14 protein-coding genes and 2 pseudogenes are annotated in these 19898 nt (G+C 70.8%); 9 read left to right on the top strand and 7 right to left on the bottom strand.

Annotated features, from left to right (window positions below; all coding sequences use genetic code 11):
• Nucleotides 1–110 precede the first annotated feature (110 nt).
• Nucleotides 111–428, top strand: a pseudogene (locus ABME01_RS15305) (transposase); the annotation flags it as partial.
• Nucleotides 429–1008: 580 nt separating this feature from the next.
• Here ABME01_RS15305 and ABME01_RS15310 read toward each other — a convergent pair.
• Nucleotides 1009–1953 carry an RHS repeat-associated core domain-containing protein gene (locus ABME01_RS15310; protein WP_353829292.1) on the bottom strand — a complete coding sequence of 315 codons (945 nt, stop codon included), beginning with the start codon at nt 1951–1953 and terminating at the stop codon, nt 1009–1011.
• Between ABME01_RS15310 and ABME01_RS15315 the strand changes: the two genes are divergently transcribed.
• Entirely contained in the window at nt 1954–2874 is a 921-nt protein-coding gene (locus ABME01_RS15315) for an RNA polymerase sigma factor (RefSeq protein ID WP_353829293.1), read from the top strand. It begins immediately after the preceding gene.
• A gap of 34 nt (nt 2875–2908) precedes the next feature.
• Entirely contained in the window at nt 2909–3382 is a 474-nt protein-coding gene (locus ABME01_RS15320) for a GNAT family N-acetyltransferase (protein ID WP_353829294.1), read from the top strand.
• Nucleotides 3383–3428: 46 nt separating this feature from the next.
• Here ABME01_RS15320 and ABME01_RS15325 read toward each other — a convergent pair whose 3' ends face one another.
• The 4 genes from ABME01_RS15325 to ABME01_RS15340 all read right to left on the bottom strand — a co-directional run bounded on the left by ABME01_RS15325 (nt 3429) and on the right by ABME01_RS15340 (nt 10893).
• Complete coding sequence (locus tag ABME01_RS15325) at nt 3429–4376, bottom strand: 1-phosphofructokinase family hexose kinase (RefSeq protein ID WP_353829295.1); 948 nt, start codon at nt 4374–4376, stop codon at nt 3429–3431.
• Between the two features lie 3 nt (nt 4377–4379).
• The gene (locus tag ABME01_RS15330; protein ID WP_353829296.1) at nt 4380–5618 is read right to left on the bottom strand and encodes an arginine deiminase; all 1239 of its coding nucleotides are present in this window, start codon (nt 5616–5618) and stop codon (nt 4380–4382) included.
• Nucleotides 5619–5654: 36 nt separating this feature from the next.
• Entirely contained in the window at nt 5655–7115 is a 1461-nt protein-coding gene (locus ABME01_RS15335; RefSeq protein ID WP_353829297.1) for a basic amino acid/polyamine antiporter, read from the bottom strand.
• 154 nt (nt 7116–7269) lie between these two features.
• Nucleotides 7270–10893, bottom strand: coding sequence for a proline dehydrogenase family protein (locus ABME01_RS15340; RefSeq protein ID WP_353829298.1), 3624 nt, complete (start codon nt 10891–10893; stop codon nt 7270–7272).
• Nucleotides 10894–11085: 192 nt separating this feature from the next.
• Between ABME01_RS15340 and ABME01_RS15345 the strand changes: the two genes are divergently transcribed.
• From ABME01_RS15345 to ABME01_RS15365, 5 genes and pseudogenes are all read left to right on the top strand, one after another.
• Nucleotides 11086–12078: a LysR family transcriptional regulator gene (locus ABME01_RS15345; RefSeq protein WP_353829299.1), complete on the top strand. Its 993-nt coding sequence runs from the start codon at nt 11086–11088 to the stop codon at nt 12076–12078.
• Nucleotides 12079–12143: 65 nt separating this feature from the next.
• Nucleotides 12144–12536 (top strand): META domain-containing protein, encoded by a 393-nt coding sequence (locus ABME01_RS15350; protein ID WP_353829300.1) that lies wholly within the window; start codon nt 12144–12146, stop codon nt 12534–12536.
• A 64-nt stretch (nt 12537–12600) separates the two neighbouring features.
• Nucleotides 12601–14352, top strand: a pseudogene (locus ABME01_RS15355) (phytoene desaturase family protein); the annotation flags it as partial.
• A gap of 490 nt (nt 14353–14842) precedes the next feature.
• A complete protein-coding gene (locus ABME01_RS15360; protein WP_353829301.1) occupies nt 14843–15370 on the top strand; it encodes an SRPBCC domain-containing protein in 528 nt (175 codons plus the stop codon).
• Between the two features lie 58 nt (nt 15371–15428).
• On the top strand, nt 15429–16547 hold the full coding sequence (locus ABME01_RS15365) for an AI-2E family transporter (protein WP_353829302.1): 1119 nt from the start codon (nt 15429–15431) through the stop codon (nt 16545–16547).
• A gap of 49 nt (nt 16548–16596) precedes the next feature.
• Here ABME01_RS15365 and ABME01_RS15370 read toward each other — a convergent pair whose 3' ends face one another.
• Both ABME01_RS15370 and ABME01_RS15375 read right to left on the bottom strand, forming a co-directional pair.
• Nucleotides 16597–17163 (bottom strand): acyl-CoA thioesterase, encoded by a 567-nt coding sequence (locus ABME01_RS15370; protein WP_353829303.1) that lies wholly within the window; start codon nt 17161–17163, stop codon nt 16597–16599.
• A 138-nt stretch (nt 17164–17301) separates the two neighbouring features.
• On the bottom strand, nt 17302–18474 hold the full coding sequence (locus ABME01_RS15375; protein WP_353829304.1) for a bifunctional 2-methylcitrate synthase/citrate synthase: 1173 nt from the start codon (nt 18472–18474) through the stop codon (nt 17302–17304).
• A 430-nt stretch (nt 18475–18904) separates the two neighbouring features.
• On the opposite strand from ABME01_RS15375, the gene ABME01_RS15380 reads away from it, so the two are divergent.
• Nucleotides 18905–19705, top strand: a complete 801-nt coding sequence (locus tag ABME01_RS15380) for a putative endonuclease domain-containing protein (RefSeq protein WP_353829305.1) — start codon at nt 18905–18907, stop codon at nt 19703–19705.
• Nucleotides 19706–19898 lie beyond the last annotated feature (193 nt).

A 19898-nucleotide genomic window follows, 5' to 3' on the forward strand; every position in this document is an offset into this window, starting at 1 on the left:
CGATCGAGGTCGAGCAGGCCTACTACGCTGACCAAGAATCAGGCCTGGCGGCAACCGCCCGACAGGGAAACCGATAGGAACGAAACCCAGGCCGAATCACAGACCAGGACCTGCACCTGGTGATGGACAACTATGTCACGCACAAGACACCGGAAGTGAAGGCCTGGCTCGAGAAGCACCCGAGGTTCACCGTGCATTTCACACCGACCTCGGGATCCTGGCTGAACCTCGTGGAGGTGTGGTTCGGGATCATCGACCGGCAGGCGATCCGCCGCGGCGTGTTCACGTCCGTGAAGGACCTGAACGCGAAGATCCGGCAATTCATCACGGGCTGGAACGACCGCAAACACCCGTTCGTCTGGACCAAGACCCCGGAGCAGATCCTCAAGAAAGCGAACCATCAACCAACTTCAGAAACGCGACACTAGCGGTGAATTCTTCCATAACTCGAGGCCAAGTGACATTACCGGCTTCGATCCGCCAATATCAGGATGCGCCTTCCTCGATCCTTCTTTCGCAACCAACTGAGGATCGGGGAATTGATCTTTTACCTAATCATTTTGGAAGGGCGCACATGCGGTGGTAGAGGTACTTCCATCCGTGTAGAACCAGGCGCCCCCGAGATCGTCCCACGGCACGTCTCCAAAGTATGAGGTTAGCGATCTATCGATACCTAGAATCTGTACGTACACGTCTTCGACTCCTTCTGTCTCGATCGGCGCGATCTGCCCATTGTCAAACCCATCTGGCAGCATCAACGGGGAAACAACAGTGCCGGGCTGGACGACGGCATCACCGGAGTAGGATCCGAAGATCGTCCAATCGTCGTCAGTCTTCGCGCCTCGAACCCCAAACTCGATTTCGGTGGCGTGGATGACTACACATGCCACGGCCTCAATTCCGTCGGATCCGGATCGGATCGCGATTGGTTCTGGCGGCGAAACTCGCAACTCGCCGCATCCGCTCATGAGAAGAACAACTCCCGCAATCGCGAGGGACTTTGCCACGCTATATGCAGGCATCGTAATGCCCGTCGGCGAAGCCCGCATTAGCTTCGAAAACATTCGAACATTGATCCAATCCGACTACCGCCATGTTACCAAAATACGCAAGGACAAATATATCGTTGCCGAGTACTGCCTGTTGAACTGAGTGCTGCTGCTCGTGCCGCATCAGACCCGTGTCTCGAATTGCGGTGCTCGCTGGCAGTGGTGTTACAAATACCTCACCATATGCAGTTCCGCCGCCACCGTATCCCCAACGAGCATCGCCGCAAACTTCCAGCCCGTTCGGTGCCGCACTGCATTTCGCACCGGAGAGAACGGCGATCGACTTCCCGACGACACTTAAAGGAATGTTTCGAATCCTTCGCAGCACATCCGTGATTGGTTTGGCACCACTTGCCCAAAGTCGCGTGCTCATCGCTGTTATGACGCGCGCGACTACAGTCGCGCGCTTGCCGACGCAACTCGCAGCACACCGGGCAATCGACTGTACTCGTCCATTCGCGCACCCACCGCAGTCCTGCATTTCCCCGCTGAGGTCAAAGCTGTTGACGGGGTCCGCTGGGTAGTCGTAGTTGTTGGTGACGCCGCCTTCGACGGGGTCGATTTCGAGGAACCTGCCGAGGGCGGGGACGTATTGGCGGGCGCCCATCTCGATCGTCGCGATGGATCCGGCGTGTTCGGTGAGCTTGCGATGCTGCCCGAGCCACCCCCAATCCGCCTGACCGGGCAGCGTGTCCGGCCCCGCCTCGTCCGCTGTCAGGGTGCCGGCGAGCCCGGTGGTCTGGTCGATGGCCTGCCCGAATGGGTCGTACCGGAACACGGGGCTGCGGGCGCCCGCAGCGTCGGCGGTGACGGTGGTGTCGCCGTGGATGTTCGGGTACGACCAGGTCTGCGAGCCGTTGGCGATGTTCGTGCTGACGGTGACCCCTCCGGGAAGACCCTGCACGTGCTGCAGGAGGGTGTTCTGCCCGTCCAGGATGAACGCCGGCGCCTCCCCGCCGCGATCTCCCCGGACGCGCAGCTCGCTCTCACGCTCCGTGCGATCTGCGGCCTCACGACCGCGCAGATCGCACGAGCCACCCTGGCCCCGGAATCGACGGTCGCGCAGCGGATCGTGCGAGCGAAGCGGAAGATCGGTGCCGCCGGCATCCCCCTGCGGATCCCCGAGGGATCCGAGCGGGCCGCGCGGCTGGACATCGTCCTGACCGTCGTCTCCGTGATGTACAGCGAGGCCCACCTGGTCGCGGGCGGCGACGCGGCCGCGGACCGCGACCTCGCCGACGACGCCCTGTGGCTCGCGCGCGTCGTCGCACACGAACTGCCGCGCGAGGCGGAGGCGCACGGACTGCTCGCGCTGCTGCTGTTCCATCGAGCGCGCGAGGGGGCTCGCGCCGTCGATGGCGAGCTCATCCTGCTCGCCGATCAGGACCGGGCGCGGTGGGATCGCCGACTGATCGCCGAGGCACAGGTCGTACTCCAGAAGGCGGCCGAGCTCCGACGCCCAGGGCGATGGCAGCTGCATGCGGCGATCGCCGCATGCCACTCCGATACCCGCGACGGCGGCGACACCGACTGGACCCAGGTGCTCACGCTCTACGACATGCTGCTGGGGTACGACCGCTCGCCGGTCGTACGGCTGAACCGCGCGGTGGCGCTCGCCGAGGTCGATGGACCGCAGGCGGCCCTGGACGAGGTGGATGCGCTCGGAAGCGCCCTCTCGGGATACCACCTCTGGCACGCCGTGCGCGCGCGGATGCTCCGGCAGCTCGGCCGTCGGGACGAGGCGATGGCCGAGGACCTGTGCGCCCTGGAACTCACGGCGAACGATGCTGAGCGACGCCTGCTGGAGGCGCGGGTCGATCGCTGAGGCGGGCTCGGCTCTGCTCGGCTACGCTCGCGCCATGGTCTCCTCCGAGGGAATCGAGGTGCGGCGGGCGACGGTGGCCGACGCCGACGTGACCGGCCGACTGCTGTTCGACTTCAACACGGAGTTCGAGTCGCCCACCCCGTCGGCGGAGGCGTTCGCGTCGCGCTTCCGCGACCTGCTCGCCCGGCCGGACGTGATCGTCGTGCTGGCCGAGCGGCGCGATCCGGTCGGATTCGCCTACCTGACGCTGCGGCCGACCCCGTACGGCGACGGCCCGCTGGCCCAGCTCGAGGAGCTGTACGTGCGCCCGGCGCTGCGCGATCAGGGCATCGGCACCCGGCTGCTCGTCGCGGCGCTCGACCAGGTGCGCGAGCGCGACGCGATCGAGATGCACATCAACGTCGACGAGGTCGACGTCGACACGAGGCGGTTCTACGAGCGGCACGGGTTCCTGAACATCGAACCGGGCGAGGACTACCGGATGCTCTGCTACATCCGGGAGCTCTGAACACGGCCATCGCCCCGGGCCCGGCCGACCGGCCGGCCGGCCGGGTTCAGGATGCCGCACCGAGGTCGGCCTCCAACCGGGCGACGTCCTCGGGACGACACAGCTCGGTGGCCGGCTGCATCGCCGTCGCGCTGCCCGCAGCGACCGCGGTGCGGAACGCCTCGTCGATCGGACGCCCCTGTGCGAGCCGCAGCACGAGGCCCCCGAGGAAGGCGTCGCCGGCGCCGACCGCGCTCGCGACGCGCACCCGCGGCGTGGGCAGGCGGAGCACCGCGTCGACCGTCACGAGCACCGCGCCGCGGGCGCCGAGCGTGAGTGCGACGACCTCCGCCCGCCCCGCCGCGACGAGCACCCTCGCGGCCTCGACGAGCTCGACCTCCTCGAGCTCGCCCTCGGCGCCGACCAGTTCGGCGAGCTCGTCACGGCTGGGCTTGATGAGGAAGACCCCGGCCTCGAGCGCACGCCGCAGCGGCGGCCCCGAGGCATCCACGACCAGCCGCACGTCGTGGTCGGCCGCGACCTCGGCGAGCATCGCGAGGAAGTCGTCCGGCACGCCCGGAGGCAGGCTGCCGCTGGCGACGAGGTACCCGCCGACCGGCAGTTCGTCGGCGACGACCGAGAGGCACGCGCGCCACTCGGGCTCGCGCATCGTCGGACCCTGCAGCACGAACCGGAACTGCTCGCCCGTCGAACGCTCGTCCACGGTGAAGCTCTCGCGGGTGTTGCCCGCGATCGTGATGACCCTGGCCACGAGCCCGGCCGACTCGATGAACCCGCGGTACGCCTGCCCGGTGGGCCCGCCGAGCGGGTAGACGGCGATCGAGCTCCCGCCGAGGTTCCGGATGGCGCGGCTGACGTTCACGCCACCGCCGCCCGGATCGAACCGGCTCGGCCCGCAGCGCAGCTTGTGCTCGGGCACGACGCGATCGGCCGTGCTCGACACGTCGAGCGCGGGATTCATCGTCAGCGTCACGATGGGCGCATGGACGGCCATCGCTCAGTAGTCGACCGGGTCGCGCGAGATCGGGCAGGTCATGCAGTGCCCACCGCCGCGCCCGCGCCCGAGCTCGGCACCCACGATCTCGATGACCTCGACCCCCGCGTCGCGCAGCAGCGCGTTGGTGTACGTGTTCCGGTCGTACGTGAACACGACGCCGGGCTCGACGGCGACCGCGTTGTTGCCGCTGTCCCATTGCTGGCGCTCGCCCGCGTACCATCCGCCGCCCGGTTCGACCGCGCGGAGCTTCGCGAGGCCGAGCGACTCGGCGACGACCTCGATGAACGTCCCGCGCTCCTCGGCGACCTCGATGCCGCCGTCGCCGTCGGGTCGGAGCGAGAACGTGTGGATGCCGTCGACGATGTCGGGGTAGTACGTCACGACGTCGCGGTCGGCGAACGTGAAGACCGTGTCGAGGTGCATCGCGGCGCGGAGCTTGGGCATGCCCGCGACGACGACCCGCTCCGCGGCGCCCTGCTCGAACAGGCGCGACGCGACGGCCGTGATCGCCTGCCGCGAGGTGCGCTCGCTCATGCCGATGAGCACGACGCCGTTGCCGACCGGCATGACGTCACCGCCCTCGAGCGTGGCCTGGCCCCAGTCCTGCTCGGGGTCGCCCCACCAGATCGTGCTGCCCGTGTAGTCGGGGTGGAAGTCGTAGATCGTCTTCATCAGCATCGTCTCGGCATGCCGGGCCGGCCAGTACAGCGGGTTCAGGGTCAGGCCGCCGTAGATCCAGCACGTCGTGTCGCGCGTGTAGATCGTGTTCGGCAGCGGCGGCATGAGGTATTCGGTGACGCCCGCCGAGTCGCGCACGAGCGCGAGCTCGGGCGAGCGGAACTCCGCCGGCAGGTCGCGGGTCGACAGCCCGCCGATGAGGTACTCGGTGAGCGTCGCGTGGTCGAGCGAGTCGAGGAACGCCCGGGTGTCGGCGACGAGGCCCGTGCCGACCTCGGTCGGGACGATCTTGCGGTCGAGCAGCCAGTCGCGGGCGCCCGGCACGGCGAGCGTCTCGGCGAGCAGGTCGTGCAGCTCGACGACCTCGACCTCGCGGTCGCGCATCTGCTGCACGAAGTCGGCGTGGTCGCGCTGCGCGTTCTGCACCCACAGCACGTCGTCGAACAGCAGCGCGTCGCTGTTGCTCGGCGTCAGCCGCTCGTGGCCGAGCCCCGGCCGGCACACGAGCACCTTGTGCAGCCGGCCGACCTCGGAGTGGACCCCGTTCGGCGTCTCGGTCATCGCGTGCCTCCTCTGCGCGGTCGCGCGGGTCGTGGATCAGAGCTGGACGGTTCCGGTCGTCAGGAGCACCACGCCGATCGCGGCGAACGCCAGGATGCCGATGAACAGTACGAGCCCGGGCGTGGTGAACACCCTCGCCCCCTGCTGACGGCGCGCGACGACGTACAGCGCGGTCGCGGGCGCGAGCAGGATGCAGGCGAGGAGGAGGAAGACGGTGCCCGCGGCCCAGATCAGGAAGATCGCGTAGGCCGTCGAGATCGCCGCGATCACGAACTCGCGCGTGCGCCGGCCCGGCGCGACATCCGCGTACCCGTCGCGCTGCCCCGCGATCTTCACCGCGTACGCGCTGGCGAGGGCGTAGGGCAGGAGCGAGAGCGCCGCCGTGAGGTCGAGCGTGAAGTCGAGCGCGTCCTGCACGAACTGCACGGCGAACAGGATGACGGTCACGAGGATCGACGTCCACAGCACGGCCTGCTCGGGCACCCCGCGCGAGTTCAGCCGGGCGAAGGTGCGCGGCAGGTCCCGGTCCTTCGCCGCCGCGAAGACGACGTCGGCCGCGAGCAGCTGCCAGGCGAGGTAGGCGCCCAGCACCGAGACGATGAGGCCGACGCGGATGAACGCGCCGCCCCATGGCCCGACCGCGGCCTCGAGCACGCCGCCCGCCGACGGCTGCGGCAGCGCGGCGATCTCGGTGCGCGGAAGGATGCCGTAGGAGAGGATCGAGACCGACGCGAAGAGCGCGAGCACGGACAGGAACCCCAGCACCGTCGCCCGTCCCACGTCGGAGCGCTTGCGCGCGTAGCGCGAGTACACGCTCGCGCCCTCGATGCCGAGGAACACGAAGACCGTGATGAGCATCGTGCCCTGCACCTGCTGGAACAGCGACTCGCCGCCGGGGAGGTCCTCTCCCCCGCCGAGGTTGGCGACGAACACGTCCCAGTCGAAGAAGAAGATCACCAGCACGAGGAACAATGCGAGCGGCACGAGCTTCGCGATCGTGACGACGAAGTTCACGGCGGCCGCCTCGCGGACGCCGCGGCGGATCAGCAGGAAGAAGCCCCAGACCGCCGCGACCGAGATGAGGAATGCCGGCCAGGTGTCGCCCTCGCCGAGCCACGGCGCGAGGTCGGGGAAGAGCTGGGAGAGGGTGGTCATGATGAGCACCCAGTAGAAGGCGTTCCCTGCGCACGCCGAGGCCCAGTACCCGACCGCGGAGAGGAAGCCCGGGTAGACCCCGAACCCCTCGCGCGCGTACACGTAGACCCCGTTGTCGAGGTTCGGCTTGCGCACGGCGAGGTTCTGGAACACGAGCGCGAGCGTCAGCATGCCGAGGCCCGCGATCGACCAGGCGATGAGCGCGCCGTACACGCCCGTCTCGCTCGCGAACCGCGCAGGCAACTGGAACACGCCCGCCCCGACCATCGAGCCGACGACCATGCCCGTGAGGGCGGGAAGGCCGAGCTTCGACGGCGCCGGCGCGTCGGCGGTGGATGCCACGTGCAGCCCCTCCCCGGTTCGATCCGCCCACGAGCGGATGGATCAGGCGGGCGCGAGCGCCCGCCTCGTGTCTAGCGCAGGTTCGGGGGCGGCACAAGGGCGGCGAGGGCGGCCGCATCCGCGACCGCCCCTCGTGGCACCCGTGCCCGGAGCCCTAGATGAAATCGTCCGAGATCGTCGTCGGGTTGCCGAAGCGGTGGTTGGTGATCGAGATCGCCTGCTCGTGCAGGAACGGCAGCAGCTCGACGCGGCCCGACGGGGTCACCGCGTGCGACCAGACCGCGAGGTCCGGCGTGCCGCCGGTCGCCTCGGCGAGCGCCGACGCCGACCCGCCCACGAGGCGCACGCGGCCGGTGACCTCGCCCTTCCCCGCTCGGGTGATCCAGCCGCCATCGCCCTCGCGGACGACGCGGACCTCGCGGGCGGCGAGCAGTGCCCGCACGCCCTTCGGCAGCTCGTGCGCGGTCGAGATCGACAGCGGCGACCGCGCGAGCAGGCCGGCGGCGATGACGCGGAGCCCGTCGGCCAGCGTCGCGTCCTCGCTCACGCGGATGGTCACGGGGAGCGGCAGGTAGCGGAACAGGTTCCGCTCGACGCCGAGGCCCGAGACGTCCTTGACGGTGCCGTACTCGTCGGCCCAGGCGACCGCGTCGCTGAGCGCCGAGCGACGCAGCACCTCGAACGCCTCGTACTCGAGCGAGGACTGCGACGCCTCGATGAGGTCGCCGACGCGGCGCTCGAGCCCGCGCAGGTGCAGCGAGCGGCTCGGCGCGGCCTCGTCGGCCGCCCAGTCGCCGAGGCCGAACAGGTAGTTCGGGCCGCCGGCCTTGGCGCCCGCGCCCACCGCGGAGCGCTTCCAGCCGCCGAACGGCTGGCGCTGCACGATCGCACCGGTGATGCCCCGGTTGACGTAGAGGTTGCCGGCCTCGACGCGGTCGAGCCAGGTCGCGAGCTCCTCGGAGTCGAGCGAGTGCAGTCCGGCGGTGAGGCCGAAATCGACGGCGTTCTGGAACCGGATGGCCTCGTCGAGGTCCTTCGCGTGCATGATGCCGAGCACCGGGCCGAAGAACTCGGTCAGGTGGAAGTACGAGCCGGGCTTCACGTTCGCGCGGATGCCGGGCGACCAGAGCCGCCCGGTCTCGTCGAGCTGACGCGGCTCGACGAGCCACTCCTCGTCGGCGCCGAGCGTCGTGAGAGCGTGCAGGAGCTTGCCGTTCGCGGGCTCGACGATCGGGCCCATCTGGCTCGCCGGGTGCTCGGGCCAGCCGACGCGGAGGCTCGTCGCGGCATCCACGAGCTGGCGGCGGAACCGCTCGGACTTCGCGACCGAGCCGACGAGGATCACGAGCGAGGCGGCCGAGCACTTCTGGCCGGCGTGGCCGAACGCGCTCTTGACGACGTCGGACGCCGCGAGGTCGAGGTCGGCCGAGGGCGTGACGATGATCGCGTTCTTGCCGCTCGTCTCGGCGAGCAGGGGCAGGTCCTTGCGGAACGACCGGAACAGCTCCGCGGTCTCGTACGCGCCGGTGAGGATGACGCGGTCGACCTTCTCGTCGGAGACGAGCTTGGTGCCGAGTTCGCGCGAGCCGAGGTCGACGAGCGCCAGCAGGTCCTTCGGGATGCCGGCCTCCCAGAGCGCCTCGACCATGATGGCGCCCGAGCGCTGCGAGAGCTTGGCGGGCTTGATGATCACGCCCGAGCCCGCGGCGAGCGCGGCGAGCACGCCGCCCGCCGGGATCGCGACCGGGAAGTTCCACGGCGGGGTGACGACGGTCAGCTTCGAGGGCACGAAGCGCGCGCCCTGCACGTGGTCGAGCTCGCGGGCGCGCTCGGCGTAGTAGTGCGCGAAGTCGATGGCCTCGCTGATCTCGGGGTCGGCCTCGGCGATCGTCTTGCCGGTCTCGGCGGCCATGACCTCGATGAGGCGGTCGCGGTTCGCGGCGAGCGCGAGCCCCGCACGGTGCAGCACCGCCGCGCGCTCGTCGCCGGGGAGCGCGCCCCAGGCCGCGGCGCGCTCGGTCACGGCCGCCATGAGCTGCTCGAGCTCGTCGGCCGTCTCGATCCGGTTCGCCCGGAGGATGTCGACGCCGAGGGTCGAGGTGGGCACGCGCTCGAGGATGCGGCGGCCCCAGTCGCGGTTGGCGGCGAGCGCCGGGTCGGTGTCGGCCTCGTTGCGGAACCCGGGGGTGACGCCGGGGCCGGACAGCGCGGCGACCTCGTCGTCGGTCACGAGCCCGTCGGCACCGGAGCCGCGGGTGATGCCGAGCACGACGCTCGTGAGCGAGCCCTCGTGCTCGTCGCCCGGTGCCGGGGCGCCGGTCACCGTGCTGCTGAGATCGGCGACGTCGCGCTCGTCCCACTCGGTGCGTCGGTTCTGGGTGCGGTTCGGCGCCGGGGCGGGGGCGTCGGCGTCCTCGCCCTCGAGTGCGGCGAGCGAGCGCAGGTAGCGGTCGCGCTCGCGCTCGAACAGGCCGCGGTGCGTCGAGAGCTCGAACACGGCCGACATGAAGTTGTCCTGGCTCGCGTTCTCCTCGAGGCGGCGGATCAGGTAGGCGATCGCCACGTCGAACTCGGTCGGGTTCACGACGGGCGTGTAGAGCAGCAGGCGCCCGACGTCTCCGCGGACGGCCTCGGCCTGGCCGGTCGCCATGCCGAGCAGCATCTCGAACTCGACGCCGTGGTCGACGCCGCGCTCCTTCGCGGTGAGGTACGCGTGGGCGACGTCGAAGAGGTTGTGGCCGGCGACGCCGAGCTTCACGGCGTCGATGCGCTCGGGCGTCATCGACCAGTGCAGCACGCGCTTGTAGTTGGTGTCGGAGTCCTGCTTGACGTCGTACGTCGCGAGCGGCCAGTCGTGGATGGCGGCGTCGACGTGCTCCATGGCGAGGTTGGCGCCCTTGACGACGCGGACCTTGATCGGCGCGCCGCCGGCGGCACGGCGGGCGAGCGCCCACTCGGTGAGCTCCTGCATCGCACCGAGCGCGTCGGGCAGGTAGGTCTGGAGCACGATGCCGGCCTCGAGCTGCTGGAGCTGCGGCTGGTCGAGGACCCGCTTGAAGACCGCGATCGTGAGGTCGAGGTCGCGGTACTCCTCCATGTCGAGGTTGATGAACTTCGCCCGGCCCTCGGCCGCGCCCTTCGCCGCGAGTTCGTACAGCGGCGTGAGCTTCGCGGTGACCTTCTCGACGGCCTCGTCGAACGACCACATCGAGAGCTGGCTGACGACGCTCGACACCTTGATCGAGACGTAGTCGACGTCCTCGCGCGCGAGGAAGTCGTAGGTGCCCTGCAGGCGGCGGTCGGCCTCGTGCTCGCCGAGCACGGCCTCGCCGAGCAGGTTGAGGTTCAGGCGGTTGCCGGTCTCGCGGAGCTTCGCGATCGCCGGGCCGAGCTTGGCCGGCGTGGCGTCGAGCACGAGGTGACCGACCATCGCACGCAGCACGCGGCGGGCGATCGGGATCACCAGCCAGGGGAACGCGGGGGCCATCGCGCCGCCGAGGCGGATGGCGGCCTTGAGGTAGGCGGGCAGGAACTTCGGCGTCAGCTTCGCGACCTCGGCGAGGTTGCGGCCGGCGACGCCGAGGTCCTCGGGGCGCATGACGCCGTCGACGAAGCCGACGGTGAAGGCCAGGCCGTTCGGGTCCTTCAGCACGCCGGCGAGCCGCTGCGCTGCGGGGTCGACGGGGTGGTGCTCGCTCTCGGCGAGCCAGCGCTCGACGAGCGCGATGACGTGGTCGGTGTCGGGGACGACGTCCGCGATCAGCTTCGAAGTGCTCACGACTGCGATGTCCTTCGGTCTCGGGGTGGGCGCGCGGGGGTGGTGCACGCCCGGCACCTCCAGTGTGCGCCTCGCTTTCCGTTCAGTACAGCGAATGAATCCGATGCATACTGTTCATGTTTCCCGAACATTCGGCCGCCGTCCCGCCCGCCGCGCCGAACGACCACCGGATGACGCGAGAGGAGGCCGCACATGCTCGACGTCCGACGCCTCCGCCTCCTCGTCGAACTCAGCCAGCGCGGCACGCTCACCGCGGTCGCCGAGGCCCTCTCGTACAGTCCCTCGTCGGTCTCGCAGCAGCTCAGCCAGCTCGAGAAGGAGGCCGGCGTGCCGCTGCTCGTGCAGGTGGGCCGACGGGTGCAGCTCACCCCGCAGGCCGAACTGCTGGTCGGCCACGCCCAGGCCGTCCTCGAACGCCTCGAGGAGGCCGAGGCCGACGTCGCGCGATCGCTCACGACGGTCGGCGGCACCGTCCGGATCGCGGTCTTCCAGTCCGCGGCGCACGCGGTCGTGCCGCAGGCGCTCACGCTGCTCGCCGCCGAGCACCCGTCGCTGCGCGTCGAGGTCACCGAGCGCGAACCCGAGATCGCGCTGTTCGACGTGGCCGCGCGCGACTTCGACCTCGTCATCGCCGAGCAGTACCCCGGGCACACCCGGCCCCTGCACCCCGAGCTCGACCGGGTGCCCCTGGCGCGCGACGCGATCCGGCTCGGCCTGCCGCCGCATCCGTCCGCGCGCCGACGCGGGCTCCGCCGCAGCGATCCCATCGCCGCGGCGCTGCCGCAGGACGCCCCGACCGACCTGCTGCGCCTCGTCGTCGACGACGGGCTCGCGGCCGCCGCCGACCGCCCCTGGGTGCTCGAGCCCCGCGGCACCGCCTCGCGCGAATGGGCCGAGCAGCTCTGCCGCCAGGCCGGGTTCGAACCCGACGTGCGCTTCGAGACCGCCGACCTCATGGCGCACATCCGCCTCATCCGCTCCGGCAACGCGGTCGGGCTGATCCCCGACCTCGTGTGGGCCGGGGAACGCGCGAGCGTGCAGCTCGCGAGCCTGCCCGGCGATCCGCACCGCGAGGTCTTCTCCTCCACGAGGCGGGCCGCGGCCCGCCGACCGGCCGTGGTCGCCGCCCGGGACGCGCTCGCTCGCGCCGCCGCCCGCAGCGAACCGCCGCCCACCCACGACTGACGCGGATCCGCCGCGCCCGGCTGCGCGAGGTGACGGCACCGGCCACGCCGGACTACGCTGCGACCATGACCAGCAGGTACAGGCTCGTCATCGGCATGGGGGTGCTGGCGGCCTCGCTCGCGTTCACGGGATGCAGCGGGGTCTCCGGCGAGGACACCGGGGGCGACATCGATCCGACCGGCACGTGGGGCGATGCATCGGCGCAGGGCTCGCCATCCCTCACGCTCGACGAGGGCGGTGACGTCTCGGGCACCGACGGCTGCAACCAGCTCACCGGCACCTGGTCGGTGAACGAGGCCGACCAGGTCGAGTTCGAGAACGTCGCGACGACCCGGAAGGCGTGCGACGGCGTCGACGACTGGCTCTCGGGCATGAGCGCGGCGGATGTCGCGGACGACACCATGACGATCCTCGGCGCCGACGGGTCGCCGATCGGGACGCTCGAGCGCAGCGGCTGATCCCGCCGCTCACGCGTCGCGGTACCGCCCGGCAGTGGACGGCACCCTCGTCTACGCTCGGGGGATGCCCACCGATGCGCACCCTGCCGGACCGCCCCTGCCCGCCGGCGCACCCGAACAGGACGTCGTCGTCGTCGGCGGCGGCCACAACGGCCTGACCGCGGCCGCCTACCTCGCTCGCGCCGGGCGGCGCGTGCTGCTGCTGGAACGCGACGATCACCTCGGCGGCGCCGCGGTCTCGGCCGAGGCGTTCCCCGGCGTCGACGCCCGCCTGAGCCGGTACTCCTACCTCGTGAGCCTGCTCCCCCGCCGCATCGTGGACGACCTCGGCCTCGACATCCGCCTCGTCCGCCGTCGCTTCTCCTCCTACACGCCCGACCCGCGCGACCCGTCGCGCGGGCTCCTCGTCGACGTCGAAGCGGATGCCGCGGCCGCTCGCGACGCATTCGACCGGGTCGGCGCGGCCGACGACGCCGACGCGTGGCGCGAGCTGTACGCCGACACCGAGCACGTCGCGCGGGCGCTCTTCCCGACCCTCACCGAACCGCTCCCGACCAGGGACGAGGCCCGCACGCTCGTCGGCGACGACCGCGTCTGGCGGGCGTTCGTCGAGCAGCCCCTCGGCGAGACGATCGACGCGCGGTTCACCGACGACCTCGTGCGCGGCGTCGTCGCGACCGACGGCCTCATCGGTACGTTCACCGACCTCGACGACCCGTCGCTCGCCGCGAACCGCTGCTTCCTGTACCACGTCATCGGCGGCGGCTCCGGCGACTGGGACGTGCCGGTCGGCGGCATGGGCGCCGTCTCCGGCGAGCTCGCGCGGGCCGCGCGCGATGCGGGCGCCGTGCTGCGCACCGAGGCCGAGGTCGTCTCGATCGACGGTGGGTCCGGCGAGGTGCACTGGCGCGAGGGCGACGTGGAATGGACGACGCGCGCCCGCACCGTGCTGGCGGGGGTCGCGCCGGCGGTGCTCGAGCGCCTCGTCGCGGCCGCCGCCGACCGGCGAGCGCCGGCGCTCGTGGGCGCGGGCGGCGCGACCGGCGCCGAGCCGGGCGGCGGAACGGATGCCGCGGGCATCGCCCCGCGCGACGAGCGACCGTCCGGCGACGACCGCGTGCCGCTCGACGCCGGGGCCGAGCGCCGCCTCGCCCGCGCCGTCCTCCCGGAGGGGGCGCAGGTGAAGGTGAACCTGCTGCTCACGCGCCTCCCGCGCCTCGCCGATGACCGGGTCGCGCCCGAGCACGCGTTCGCGGGCACGTTCCACATCAACGAGCTCGGCACCCAGCTCGCGCAGGCCTACCGTCGCGCCGCGAGCGGCGAGGTCCCCGACCCGCTGCCCTGCGAGATCTACTGCCACACGCTGAGCGACCGGAGCATCCTCGGCCCGGAACTCGCCGACTCCGACGCGCAGACCCTGACCGTGTTCGGACTGCACGTGCCGGACCGGCTCGTCGACGCGATCGGCAACGACGAGCTGCGCGACCGCCTCCGCGACGCGGTTCTGGCGTCGCTCGACTCGGTGCTCGGCGAGCCGATCGCGGACGTGATCGCCGCCGACGCCGACGGGATGCCCTGCATCGAGGTCAAGACGACCCGCGACCTCGAGCACGCGCTCAACATGCCGGGCGGCGACATCTTCCACGGGCCGCTCTCGTGGCCGTGGGCGGAGCCGGGCGCGCCCCTGGCGACGCCGGCCGAGCGCTGGGGCGTCGCGACGAGACATCCGCGGATCGTCGTCTGCGGTTCCGGCGCGGTGCGCGGCGGCGCGGTCAGCGGCATCGGCGGGCACAACGCCGCGATGGCCGTGCTCGAGGCCGCCGAGGGCAGAGCGCGTCGCCGCGCCGCGGCGGCGCCGTCCCGGCTAGAAGACGAAGAGCTGGCCGAGGATCATGATCGCGACGACGAACAGGGCCACGACGGCGCCGACGATGACGAGCGCACGGCCCGACATGCGGGCCACGCCGTAGCCCACGAGCACGGGCAGGGCGAGCAGCAGCAGCGTCACCACCCACCAGAACGCCTGGTAGCCGCCCGTCGTCGCGTCGGAGAGCCGGCCCGCGAAGAGCTGCTGCGTGCCGGGGTTCGTGGCGAAGGCGAACGCGGCGCTCAGCGGGACCGCGATCAGCGCGAACACGATGATGCCGCTGAACCACCCCCACAATCCGCTGTGGCGGTCGCCGATCTGGAGCGTGTGCTCGTCGTGGGACTGCTGCGAGGAAGCCCGGTTGCTCATGCGCGCCACTCTAGCCCTCCGACCACGCCCGGATTAGCCTGAAGGACAGGACGACGCGCAGGGGGCGACGATGACCATCACTCGGGCGACCGGCCACTACGTTCGCAAGGACGACGGCCTCTACCTCCAGTTCGACCGGCTCTACCACTCCCCGATCGAGGAGGTCTGGTTCACCCTGACCAATCCGTCGGCGATGCAGGCGTGGATCGGCACGTACACGGGCACCCCATCGACGGGCGCCGTGCGGTTCCGGATGGCGGGCGAAGACGCCGAGTGGCAGAACACGTCGATCCTCGAGTGCGATGCGCCGCACGGCTTCCGGGCCGACATCGGCGAGGGCGACCTGTCGGTACGGGTGTTCTGCCACCTGCGCGAGGCGGGCGGCATGACCACCCTCACCCTCGGCCAGCGACTGCGCACGCCCGCCGACGCGACCTCGGCCGGACCCGGATGGGATTACTACCTCGACCGGTTCTCCGCCGTGCGCAGCCACGGGTCGATGCCAGAATGGTCGGCCTACGACCCCGGCCTGGTCGACACCTACCGCGCCCTCCACGTGCCCGAGGGCGCGATCGCCCCCGACCCGACCGGACGGTAGCGGACGCGCGGGCCGAGAGTCCCGCGGCGGATTCGGGCGCGGGTCTAGGCTGACGCGCGTGAAGGCCATCCAACGACGGGCTCGCACGACCGAGACCCCGCGGCAACCAGGGTCCCCCGTCCGCGAGCCCGGCGGCATGATGGCGAACCACCCGTTCACGTGGGGCATCGTCGTCTCGGCCGGCGTCCTCGTCACGCTCGCCCTGGCGAGCATGCTGATCAGCCTCGCCGGCGTCGTCTTCTCGGTGTTCGCCGCCGTGTTCGTCACCCTCGGCCTCGACCCGCTTGTGCGCTGGTTCCAGCGCCGCGGGATGAAGCGCGGCTGGGCGATCGTGACGGTCATCATCATCTTCGTGCTCGTGATCGGCGGCATGCTCTGGCTGGTGCTCCCGCTCGTCATCACGCAGGCGGCGGAGTTCATCCGGTCGCTCCCCGAGCTCTATGCGAACATGCAGGACCAGGACTGGTTCAAGCAGCTCTCCGGCGACTCCGACGGGCTCCTCGCGAACGTGTACCAGTGGTTCGTCGACACCGTCACCGACCCGAACACGTGGGCCACCGTCGGCGGCGGCGCGCTCGACGTCGGCTTCGCCATCATCGGCGGCATCTCCACGGCGTTCTTCGTCTTCATCCTGACCATCTACTTCATGGCCACCCTCGACTCGTCCAAGGCCGCGATCTACACGCTGATCTCGGCCTCGCACCGCGAGCGCGTCGTCGACTACGCCGAGCGGATCATGCAGAACGTCGGACGCTACCTCAGCGGCATGGTCGTGCTCGCGTTCCTGAACGCCACCTACAGCCTCATCCTGCTCGTGCTCGTCGGCGTGCCGTTCGCGCTCGTGATCGCGGTCGCCGCGTTCTTCATCACGCTCATCCCGCTCATCGGAACCGTCCTGACGACCGTGTTCATGACGGTCATCGCCCTCTTCGTCTCGCCGACGGCCGCGGTGATCGTGCTCGTCGCCATGCTGATCTACATGCAGGTGGAGGCGTACATCCTGACCCCGCGCGTGATGAGCCGGGCCGTCCAGGTGCCCGGCTCCATCGTGCTCATCGCGGCCCTCGCCGGCGGCACGCTCGCGGGCCTCGGCGGCGCGCTCGTCGCCATCCCGGTCGCCGCGGGCATCCTGCTCATCATCAAGGAGGTCGTCGTCCCGATGAAGGCGCGCTCCTAGCGTCGCGGCGTGCGTCGCCGCGTGCGTCGCGCAGCGCGTGCCGCGGGCGTCAGCCCCAGACCGACGGCGCCGCCGAGCGGGTCGACGGCAGCGCGACGTCCTCGCCCCAGCGCACGATCCACTCGGGCAGCTCGTCGTCGGCGGGCGGTGCGCCGAACGTCTCGATGAGCTCGGAGACCGGGACGGTGCCGCCCTCGTTCCGCAGGAACCGAGCGCGGATGAACGCACGGACGTAGACCTCGGGCTCGCCGTCGGCGCCGGGCCGGACGACCCGGTGCTCGACGTACACGGCGCGCTCGTCGTAGCCGAGCAGTCGGGACTCGATCGTGAACCGCTGCCACAGCTTCAGCGACTTGCGGAACGTGATCGTCTCGCTCGCCACGACCGGGTACCAGCCGCGCTCGCGCATCATGCCGAAGACGCCGTTGCGCACGAGCATGTCGAACCGGGCGACGTCCATGATCGAGAAGTACACGCCGTTGTTCATGTGCCGGTTGATGTCGAGATCGGTCGGCAGGGTGATGAACCGGGTGCGTGCGATGTCCCAGTGGCCGAGGTCGGGCTTGCGCCGGGCCAGGAACAGCACGTGGAGCAGCGTCCGGAAGAGCATGTGCATGGTCAACGAGGATATTGGCGAACCATCGTGGACATCCGCACGTTCGTGGGCGCGCACAGTGCGACGGCGGGCGCCGCGGCGTGGCGTTGTCGGTCGGCGCGAAGCCGTCGGCGATCGGCGGGCCGCCCCCGCCGCGGCTCAGCCCTCGCCGGACGCGTTGCCCTTGGCCGGCACGTGACGCTCACCCGGGCCGTCGTACACCGACAGCGGACGGATGAGCGCGTTCGAGCCGAGCTGCTCCATGACGTGCGCCGTCCACCCGGTGACCCGGCTGGCCACGAAGAGCGGCGTGAAGGTCTCCGTGTCGAAGCCCATCAGGTGGTAGGTCGGGCCCGCCGGGTAGTCGAGGTTCGGCTTGATGCCCTTGCGCTCGTCCATCGCCTCCTCGAGCGCCGAGTACAGGTCGAGGATGTCCGGGCGGTCGTAGTGCTCGACCATCCGCTCGAGCGCATCGCGCATCGTCGGCACGCGCGAGTCGCCGTGCTTGTACACGCGGTGGCCGAAGCCCATGATCTTGCGCTTCTCGGCCAGCGCGGCATCCAGCCACTCCACCGCCCGCTCGGACGAGCCGTCTCCCATGCCGATCTCGTCGAACGCGTGCATGACGGCCTCGTTGGCGCCGCCGTGGAGCGGGCCCTTGAGGGCGCCGACGGCGCCCGTGATCGCCGAGTAGAGGTCGGACAGGGTCGACGCGATCACGCGCGCGGTGAAGGTCGAGGCGTTGAACGAGTGCTCCGCGTACAGGATCATCGACGTGTCGAACGCGTTCACGACCGCGAGCTCGGGCGTCTCGCCGAACGCCTGCCAGAGGAAGTTGGCCGAGTAGCCGAGGTCGTTGTTCGGCTCGACGAAGTCGAGCTCGTGACGTCGGCGCTGGTCGTAGGTGACGATCGACGGGAGCTTCGCGAACAGCCGGATCGACTTCTCGAGGTTCGCCTCGCGCGAGTCGTCGGGGGTCGCGGGGTCGCTCGCGCCGATCACGCTGATCGCGGTGCGCACGACGTCCATGGGGTGCGCGGTGAGCGGCAGCTCGTCGATGATCCGCTTGACCTCGTGGTCGAGGCCCCGGTGGCTTCGCTCCAGCTCCTCGAACTCCGCGAGCTGCGCGTCGTCGGGCAGCTCGCCGTTCCAGAGCAGGTAGGCGACCTCCTCGAAGGTCACCGATGCCGCGAGCTCCTGCACCGGGTAGCCGCGGTAGAGCAGCGAGTTCGTCTCGGGGTTCACCTTCGAGATCGCGGTGTAGTCGACGTGGACGCCGGCCAGGCCCTTGTAGATCTGCGGCGCGTCGGTCTGCGGGGTCTGCTCGCTCATCGTGCTCCTCGTGGGGCTTGCGGGACGACGGTCGCCGCGTCGCGACCGCCACCTCAGCCTAGGCCCCCGGCGGCGCGCTCGCGCGCCCGTCCCCGTGCCGGCGAGACCGCCCCGTGACGACAGTCGTTGCGGGTCTCAGGCGCGTTGCACCCGCAACGACCGTCCTGACGAGCGGCCGGCCCGGGTGGTGCGGGGCGGCGGGGCCGTCCTCCACTGGCCGGATGAAGGCTCGACCGGAGCCGCGAGCAGGGATCGCGGCCACGAGGCGTGCGGGAGCGGCGACGCTCGACGGATGACGCGACGAGCCCCGCTTCCCGACGACCTGCGGTCGAACGGATTCACGGTGCAGCGCGCACGGGATGCGGGCGTGACGGCGTCCCGGCTCCGCGCATCTGACCTGGTGGCCCCGACGCGGGGTGCACGGATTCCCTTGGACCACTCGAGTGCCGAACGCACCCGAACGGTGCTCGCCGTGCTGCACCCGCGCGCCTTCGCCACCGGCACGAGCGCCGCGCTGTTGCACGGCCTGCCCATCCCCGGAGCCCTCGCAGGGCGACTGGAGCTCGCGGTACCCGCGCCGATGCGCGCGGCTCGCCGACGAGGGGTGGTGGCGCGCAGCCTCCGGATCATCGAGCCGGAAGTCGTTCGCCTGGACGACATCCGAGTCACGACCCTTCCTCGCACCTGGTGCGAGCTCGCGCGGACGCTGGATGTCCCGCAGCTCGTCGCAAGCGGGGATGCGGCGGTTCGGGCTGTCGGCATCGATCAGCTCACCGCATCGGCGCGACGCCACCCCGACCGGCGTCTGCATCGCAAGCTGGCCACCGCGCTCGAGATGCTGGACCCGGGCAGCGAGTCTCCGAAGGAGTCCGAACTGCGAGCCATCGTGATGCTCGCCGGGCTCCCACGACCGCGTGCCAACGTGACGGTGCGAGACGGCAACGGCCGGTTCATCGCACGGGTCGACCTGATGTTCGACGAGTACGGCGAGATCCTCGAGTACCAGGGCGATCATCACCGGACCGACCTGCGCCAATGGCGGCGCGATCGCACGCGCGAGGCGGAACTCGAGGCGCTCGGCCATCACGTGACGGAGGTCACGCAGGCCGATCTCCGCCGTCCCGCCGAGCTCGTGGGCCGGATCGCCGCGAACCTCCGCCGCCGCGGGTGGCCCGCCCAGCAGGTCGACTCACCGTGGATGCCCCGATCGCAGCACGAACGGCACGCGTGACGGCGGTTCCTGCGAGTGCGTGCCGCGCAGGACCCGCAACGACCGTCCTGACGAGCGCGGCGGCAGCGCGGCGGCGGGCGCGAAGCGCCCGGTCAGAAGATGCCGGTGGGGGTTTCGGTGTGGGCGAGGACGCCGGGGGCGGCGGTGATGGTCAGCTGGCCGAGTTCGTCCGCGCCGAGCTCGGGCAGGCGTT

The organism is Agromyces litoreus (genome assembly GCF_040496015.1).
GTDB classification, from domain to species: Bacteria; Actinomycetota; Actinomycetes; order Actinomycetales; family Microbacteriaceae; genus Agromyces; species Agromyces litoreus.